9 protein-coding genes and 2 pseudogenes are annotated in these 6,910 nt (G+C 34.1%); 6 read left to right on the forward strand and 5 right to left on the reverse strand.

All coding sequences use genetic code 11. The annotated features are described in order from the left end of the window. Together AC1DIT_RS26355 and AC1DIT_RS26360 are read left to right on the forward strand one after the other, a co-directional pair. Positions 1–99, forward strand: a pseudogene (locus AC1DIT_RS26355) (EamA family transporter); the annotation flags it as partial. Positions 100–115: 16 nt separating this feature from the next. Then, positions 116–787: a GntR family transcriptional regulator gene (locus AC1DIT_RS26360; RefSeq protein WP_016114294.1), complete on the forward strand. Its 672-nt coding sequence runs from the start codon at positions 116–118 to the stop codon at positions 785–787. A gap of 62 nt (positions 788–849) precedes the next feature. On the opposite strand, the gene fbpA is transcribed toward AC1DIT_RS26360, so the two are convergent. Further along, positions 850–1,020 (reverse strand): Fur-regulated basic protein FbpA, encoded by a 171-nt coding sequence (gene fbpA, locus AC1DIT_RS26365; RefSeq protein WP_016114293.1) that lies wholly within the window; start codon positions 1,018–1,020, stop codon positions 850–852. A 216-nt stretch (positions 1,021–1,236) separates the two neighbouring features. Beyond that, positions 1,237–1,415, reverse strand: a pseudogene (locus tag AC1DIT_RS26370) (cation efflux transmembrane domain-containing protein); the annotation flags it as partial. Between the two features lie 223 nt (positions 1,416–1,638). On the opposite strand from AC1DIT_RS26370, the gene AC1DIT_RS26375 reads away from it, so the two are divergent. Further along, entirely contained in the window at positions 1,639–2,712 is a 1,074-nt protein-coding gene (locus AC1DIT_RS26375) for a WD40/YVTN/BNR-like repeat-containing protein (RefSeq protein ID WP_016114291.1), read from the forward strand. 46 nt (positions 2,713–2,758) lie between these two features. Here AC1DIT_RS26375 and AC1DIT_RS26380 read toward each other — a convergent pair whose 3' ends face one another. From AC1DIT_RS26380 to AC1DIT_RS26390, 3 genes are all read right to left on the reverse strand, one after another. Then, positions 2,759–3,859 (reverse strand): DUF4179 domain-containing protein, encoded by a 1,101-nt coding sequence (locus AC1DIT_RS26380; RefSeq protein ID WP_476998524.1) that lies wholly within the window; start codon positions 3,857–3,859, stop codon positions 2,759–2,761. Then, positions 3,856–4,422 (reverse strand): sigma-70 family RNA polymerase sigma factor, encoded by a 567-nt coding sequence (locus tag AC1DIT_RS26385; protein ID WP_016132704.1) that lies wholly within the window; start codon positions 4,420–4,422, stop codon positions 3,856–3,858. Before AC1DIT_RS26385 ends, AC1DIT_RS26380 begins: the two co-directional genes overlap by 4 nt. 254 nt (positions 4,423–4,676) lie before the next feature. Continuing rightward, complete coding sequence (locus tag AC1DIT_RS26390) at positions 4,677–5,471, reverse strand: PP2C family serine/threonine-protein phosphatase (protein ID WP_476998525.1); 795 nt, start codon at positions 5,469–5,471, stop codon at positions 4,677–4,679. Positions 5,472–5,633: 162 nt separating this feature from the next. On the opposite strand from AC1DIT_RS26390, the gene AC1DIT_RS26395 reads away from it, so the two are divergent. From AC1DIT_RS26395 to AC1DIT_RS26405, 3 genes are all read left to right on the forward strand, one after another. Further along, complete coding sequence (locus tag AC1DIT_RS26395; RefSeq protein ID WP_016132702.1) at positions 5,634–6,044, forward strand: MarR family winged helix-turn-helix transcriptional regulator; 411 nt, start codon at positions 5,634–5,636, stop codon at positions 6,042–6,044. Further along, positions 6,028–6,357, forward strand: coding sequence for a DUF3147 family protein (locus AC1DIT_RS26400; RefSeq protein ID WP_016132701.1), 330 nt, complete (start codon positions 6,028–6,030; stop codon positions 6,355–6,357). Before AC1DIT_RS26395 ends, AC1DIT_RS26400 begins: the two co-directional genes overlap by 17 nt. Positions 6,358–6,369: 12 nt before the next feature. Then, a partial coding sequence (locus AC1DIT_RS26405; protein ID WP_476998526.1) for an alpha/beta fold hydrolase occupies positions 6,370–6,910 on the forward strand: 541 nt, incomplete at its 3' end.

The following is a 6,910-nucleotide window of genomic DNA, read 5'->3' on the forward strand; positions in this document are numbered from 1 at the left end:
CTTTGTATTATTGTAATGGTACTTGTACTAAGCCAAAAGCCAGATGAAGGAAAACCGAAACTACGACTTGCCGTTACGAAAAAACAAAACATAAAATGAAAGGAACTGTTCGATTATGCCTATTCCTCAAAACTATCGAAAGCAAGAAAGAGTATCTGCTAAATCCCTCGTTTTAAATCAACTACAAGATTGGATTATTGAAGGTGTTTTACAACCTGATGAAAAGATTAATGATGGAGAGCTAGCTGAAGCTTTAGGTGTGAGCAGAACACCGGTTAGAGAAGCACTGCAAGTGTTAGAACTTTCAGGACTGGTCGAGATGGTTCCAGGACAAAAAACAAAAATTGCTCCTATAAAATTAGAAGATGTATCTGTCATTTATGAAACGATCGCTGGTCTTCATACCATTATTGGAAAACAAGCAATTCATCAAATAAACGACACCGACCTGATAAGACTTTCTGAAATAAACGAGGCATTTCAAAATGCCATAGATGAAAAAAATTCAAAACAAGCATTAAACTTAGATATACAATTTCATAATACAATCGTATCAATCGCTAAAAATACATATATCGAGCCTTTCTTAGCAAACATACAACTTCATGTGTTACGTCTTGAATACCTTTTTTTCCAAAACTTCATTCCTGCACGTAAATCGATTGAAGAGCACAATTTAATAATTGAGGCATTAAAAAACCAGGATGCAGCACAAATAGAACAAATCATGTCTCAAAACTGGTTACGACCAATGAAAGAAATCCAAAAAATAATCTCTATGAAATAATGAAAAGAGCCGTTTACGTGTTCTCTCAACGCAAACGGCTCTTCCTTTACAATTCTATATAACTATGCGCGAATCTCGGCATATTTCTCAATGTCCCTATACTCTTTTTCTAGTTCCTCTAAAGAGAGCTCGTATAATTGTCGATTGAGAATTTTAAACACACCCGCCCCAATTAACTGATCAATTAACTGCCTCTTACGATTTTCAACAGCAAAACGGAGTTGACTGCTCATCTTTTAAAAACTCCTTTCTACAATCATTGAAAATGATAATCTCTATCAATTACCACTTTGATTATAAAAGATGATATTTTAGAAGTAAAGTAATATCATGAAATATTCACCTTACAAACTGTTTGTGGCCACATTATATATATGTATGTTTCCTAAGATGGTTTATGACACTTTTTATCATCTTTTTTCTTTCATACTTTGCAAAGTGGTTCTTTATGTTTTTTCTCCAATTTTAAAAGCAAACAAACTTAAAACAAGAGATACCGCGTGTCACTTAGCATATGCCCAGCATCTGATAAAAGTGCTAAACTATTCGTTACAAATCCGCCAATGACTTCAGCAATCATTAATGCTTTTTTATTTTGTGAATGACCATGATGATGTGAATGTCCCATGTGAATTTCCTAAAAAAATAATTCCTGCATTCTATTATGTGACAGACCTTACCAATTTATCCAAGTCTATTCACTTATATCCCTAGCCACGATCCACCCCTTACTTATACCCCTTTCGTTATTCCTACTACCATTTCCTTTTTTCTCAACAAAAAATAAGACTACTTCTTTTTCTTTCTCATATTGTTTAATACTGTTAAGAAATGAAAAGGAGGATATAAAATTGAAGCGATTATTCCTTTGTATGGAACGTGAACTTCTTGTCGTAGAAGAAAGAAATGAAGAATTTCAAGTTCAATATCACTTACAAAATATGCAACCTACTTGTATTGCGGTTGACCCATTTCAACCAAATCGTATATATTGCGGAACATTTGGTCGGGGATTATGGTTAAGCGATGATCGAGGTGATTCTTGGAGACCAATTGGAGATTCTTACTACTATTTTGACTTTCCTAAAGAAGATGGCATTTTACATTCTGCTATTACTTCTATCGCTATCAATCCCTTAAAACAAGTTAATGGCTATGGGATTGTTTATGTAGGAACAGAACCTAGCGCTTTGTTCTATTCCGAAAACGGTGGTGAAACATGGAAAGAGTGTAAAAGTATGAAATTATTACTTTCTTCATATACATGGGCATTTCCACCACGTCCATTTACACATCATATTCGTTGGATTACAGTTGATCCAAATAAGCAAGATACGATCCATGTATCAATTGAAGCCGGAGCTGTTATTCAAAGTAAAGATAATGGACAAAATTGGGAGGATAAAAAATTTGGCGCTCCTATCGATGCTCACCAACTACTTATGCACCCTCAGGCTCCTAATCGCCTGTATGCATCATGTGGCGACGGATTTATAGGCGGACCTGACCGTGCATATCTTGAAAGTTATAATAGCGGGCACAGTTGGACTTCTTGTAGCGAAGGTTTAGAACATCACTATTTATATAGTATGGCTATCGATCCTGGTGATTGTGATACGATACTTGTCTCTGCTGCACCAAGTGCTGACCTAGCTCACCATCGTATACCTTATGAATCTTATATTTATCGAAAAACAAAAAACACTCCTTTCCAAAAAGTGCAGCACGGGCTACCGTCAGCAATCGGAACTGTCATCTCTATGCTTGCAACAAATCCTGCCGAACCTCATACATTTTATACTTTAAATAATAATGGTGTATTTCAATCTTTAGATAGCGGGCAAACTTGGGAGCAATTAAGCATTCCTTGGAAAGAAGAATATAAAACACAGCATCCACATGCTTTATTAGTTACAACTTCTTAATAAAAGAAAAAGGACTGCTTATTTATCAATACAGTCCTTTCCTTTTTTATTTCTTTAAATCAATTACGATATCATCTAAAACAATATCTTTACTTTTCGCTTCTTTTTTAGGCACTTCAATTTTCTTTTCTTTTCCGTCTCTCATTTCTACCCCGCCATGATTTTCGGGGGTATGAATTCGTAAGTTAACACGAGGAGTGATAATAAGTTTCGTTGCATTTTCATTGAGCTTTTGAAATGTATCACTCCAATGAATATTATAGGAATCCTTACCTGATCCACCATTTCCTTCTCCAGAATAATGATTACCTAAATCATCTTTAACTTCCAACTCAACATCTACAGCATCCCATTCCTTCCTTGTATTTTTAGAAACTTCTTGATTGTAATAAAGAATAAACGATATCGGTGACACTGCCACCTTTTCCATATTTACTTTTACGCCTTCTTTTTCGGAACTTTCACTAATTGTTTTTTCTTTACTATCCATTGCCTTTACAGTAAGAGCAAAATTCCAATTCCCTTTTATTTCTTTCTTTTTATCCGGTGTTTCTATTTTGTCTATATTCCATCTAAGGTTTATTTTGTCTTTTTTATTACTGTTATGATGTGTCGTTGTCGCCATACCTACATACTTTTTATCTGCAACTTTAGAAATTTTAGAACTTCCTGTTCCTCCATCAGACCCAATTATATCTAACCCACCTAATATAATTGGGTCATCTCCTAAATCTTGCTCACTTTCCACTGAATATGTTATTGATACAGTTCGTCCATCAGAAATCACATCATTGATTGTTATTTTAATCCCATTACTTTCTCTCRCCATATTTAACTCAGTAGAAAATTCTTTATAATTTTCATAAAGTCCCGTTCTACCATTATCTAAAAATCGAAAAATATTCCCTACAATCGGAAGCCCTCCTGCATAAGTAGGAAATCCAATTCCAAGTGTTGCAACTGACAAACCTACTAAAATAGATGCAACAGCGACACCCTTTTTCCAGTTCTTCGTTTTTTTCTTTTTATGTATAGCCTGTTTTAAGTTACGTTTCACTTTTTCCTTTTCAAATTCATAAGCCTTCATTTCCTCTAATTCTTTTTCATCTATATCAATGTCATTTAACAGCTCGTAGATGTCTTTCATATTACACTACCTCCTAAACTAAGATTCGTAGCATTTTTTTGTAATTTCTTTTTCCCTCGATAAATCCGATTATCTATCGCCGCTCGCGTTAAACCGAGCTTTTCTCCTATTTCTTCCGTCTTTAACCCTAGAAGAAATTTCATGATAAAAATCTTTTGGTCCACAGGCTCTAATTCATGAATTAGCTTCATAAGTTCATTTCTATCTTCCATTACAATTAATTCATCTTCTGCCGATTTTCCTGTATTTACATCAAAATCATCTGAAGTAACCTTAACTCTCTTACTAACTTTTCTGTAATAATCAATTGCCTTAAATTTAGCAATCGCTGCAATCCACTTCTTAAAATCTTCCGGCTCTCCATGAAACTTGTTTGCATTATTCCAAACTGAAAGAAAAATATCATTGATACATTCGTCTATAAGTCCATCATTTTTAAGCGGAATAAGGACCTTATGTACTATTGCTTTTATTAATGGCAAATAAGTATCGACAATAAACTCTAACGCATCTTCTTTTTGTCGCTGCAGCCTTTTTATAAAATTTTTCTCATTTGATTTCATTTCGTAATTCCCCTTATTTTTTTGTAAAAGCTTCTACACTTTATATAACGTACAGGAAAATTTTTTCTCTCATATTTATAATCATTTTTTCATTTTCACAGAGTAAATGTGTTTCCACATATACAATAAACCTTCGATACACTAGAAATATACTGAAGGTTTGTTTGCATTGGATTATTTAAATTTTACTTTTATTCAAGAAAAAGAAAATGAGCTTAGAATGGATTTATCCTAAGCTCACTTTATGAAAAATATTAATTCGCACATTCTCTATTTTCTGTATCAATTGACCACCCAATGATAGTCGCACAATCTCTTCCCTTCCATTCAAGCACAYTCGCTAATGCAGGTTCAATCTGAAGAGAATCTCCTTTATGCAGTACTTCAAGTAAGGAATGGTCATCATCAAACGTTTGCTTATCACACTCTAACACACCGTCTGTCGCCAAAACAATATGATTCATTCCCTTCTCTAATCCACGAACCCCAGAAGTGAAGCAGGGCGAATTAGCAGCAAAAACATTTTTCCTTCCAATATATTCATAAAATTTACGCTTATTTAATCTCCCTTTTCCATTCTGTAATTGTTCCGAATGAAATAAATAAGCAAAGCACTCTCCTACTGATAACCAATATAAAAATTCACCTTTTCGTAAACAAATTAAGCACGCGAGTTCTTCATTCTCTTGTTCACATTTCTCAATAAATAACTCATCTGTAAATAACGCTAATAAATACATATGTGTATGATGAAACGCAAGATGAACTGGATATGAGAATAATTCTTGTAACTTCTCTTTTCTTTCAGAAATTTCTTCTATTATATAATGTATATTTTTCGTTTTATGATGAGCATCAAAGAGCATAACAAATTCAAATTCTAATTGCGGATCCCACCAAGCTAGTACTGCATCTCCTCTTTCATACGCATCACTCTCTTGATTCCCCCCATATACACCAACTGAAAGAGGACCACATTTTTCAACATGTATTTGGTCTAAATACATCTTTTCATGACTAATCCATTTAAATGTATTCACTTCTATCATCCTCTCTCTTGCTATTTGTATGCCTTTACACTAAGAGTACCGTATATTTCAAGAAAAATAAACTTTTCCAATAATTTTTATGCAAATAAAAGAATTTACTTCTTGCAAAACGAATATATCGTATTATAAGATATAAATAAAAAACGGAGGAATATTATCATTATGAGGAACATCAATCAAAATTGGGAAACCATTTATTATCATTTACGGTATGAATATGAAGATAATCTTTCTCACCAAGCCATTCGGATTCTGCAAATCATTTCCCGAGAAACGGAGACTACAATTGGGAAAGTTGCATCTGAATTAGGCTTATCTCATAATACAGCATCAGAGCATGTGAAACGCCTTATTCAAAAAGGATTCGTGATAAAGGAACGCAATAAACAAGATGAACGAGTCGTTAACCTTGCATTGACTACAGAAGGTAAGAAAGCGCTAGCGAGACATACATTATTAGATGAAGAAAAATTAAAAATGTTAGAATCTCATTTTTCAAAAGAAGAACAGCAATTAATCGAAAGAACTTTTTCATTACTAGCAAAGGAGTCAAAATATGCATTTCCTCGTTAAAGTCATCGTCTCTGCTTTAATTATTGGCGGTGTAACTGAATTTGCTAAACATTATAGTACGCTTGGCGGCTTCATAGCTGCCCTTCCACTTATTAGTTTACTTAGCTTGTTTTGGATTTCTGTTGAAGGTGGGAGTAAACAGGACTTAAGTCAATTTGCTTTAGGAGTATTATACGGATTTCCTGCATCAGCACTCCTATTATTTATTGTTTATATTGGATTGAAAAATTCTTTTTCACTAAGTACATCCATACTATGTGGTATCGGCATTTGGTGTATCGCATTTGCTTGTCAAAGAATATTTCAATCCTAGAGGAGGATTACTATGAATCATTTTGTAGAAGTACTTGGAAAGAAGATGGAAGTTTGTATAAAAGGAACTGGTTCTCAAATAGTAGTTATTCAAACTGGAATGGGCTGTTCTTTTTATGATTGGATGCCAATTGCAGAGAAGCTTGCTCTCAATTATAAAGTTATTCTCTTTCATCGCCCCGGTTATGGGAAAAGCGAACTTGGTGACAAGCCACGTACGACATTACAAGCGACAAAAGAATTACGCGAATTATTACATGTGCTTACTATTCGGCAACCCATTATTTTAGTTGGTCATTCTTATGGAGGACTATGTGCGCAGCAGTTTGCTATGTTGTATCCGGAACAATTAAAAGCTGTTGTGCTTGTTGATTCTACTTCTATGAACTTACATCGATTAGATGAGCTTGATTTACCCATCTCTGATCAAACCGACTCAGATGATATATGGCTACAAAAATATAGGAGTTACTCCAATATGAATTCAGAATCACTTCGGGCAGTACTACAATCTACATTGTTAAATCAATACAGTCTCTTGTCATCATATAAAC

This window comes from Bacillus sp. 05T22 (assembly GCF_056396765.1).

What these genes read in the sequence shown, in the direction of transcription:
- AC1DIT_RS26360 (WP_016114294.1), top strand. Translation starts at nt 116, where the DNA reads ATGCCTATTCCTCAAAACTATCGAAAGCAAGAAAGAGTATCTGCTAAA.
- fbpA (WP_016114293.1), bottom strand. Translation starts at nt 1,020, where the DNA reads ATGAGCAGTCAACTCCGTTTTGCTGTTGAAAATCGTAAGAGGCAGTTA.
- AC1DIT_RS26385 (WP_016132704.1), bottom strand. Translation starts at nt 4,422, where the DNA reads ATGAAATCAAATGAGAAAAATTTTATAAAAAGGCTGCAGCGACAAAAA.
- AC1DIT_RS26395 (WP_016132702.1), top strand. Translation starts at nt 5,634, where the DNA reads ATGAGGAACATCAATCAAAATTGGGAAACCATTTATTATCATTTACGG.
- AC1DIT_RS26400 (WP_016132701.1), top strand. Translation starts at nt 6,028, where the DNA reads ATGCATTTCCTCGTTAAAGTCATCGTCTCTGCTTTAATTATTGGCGGT.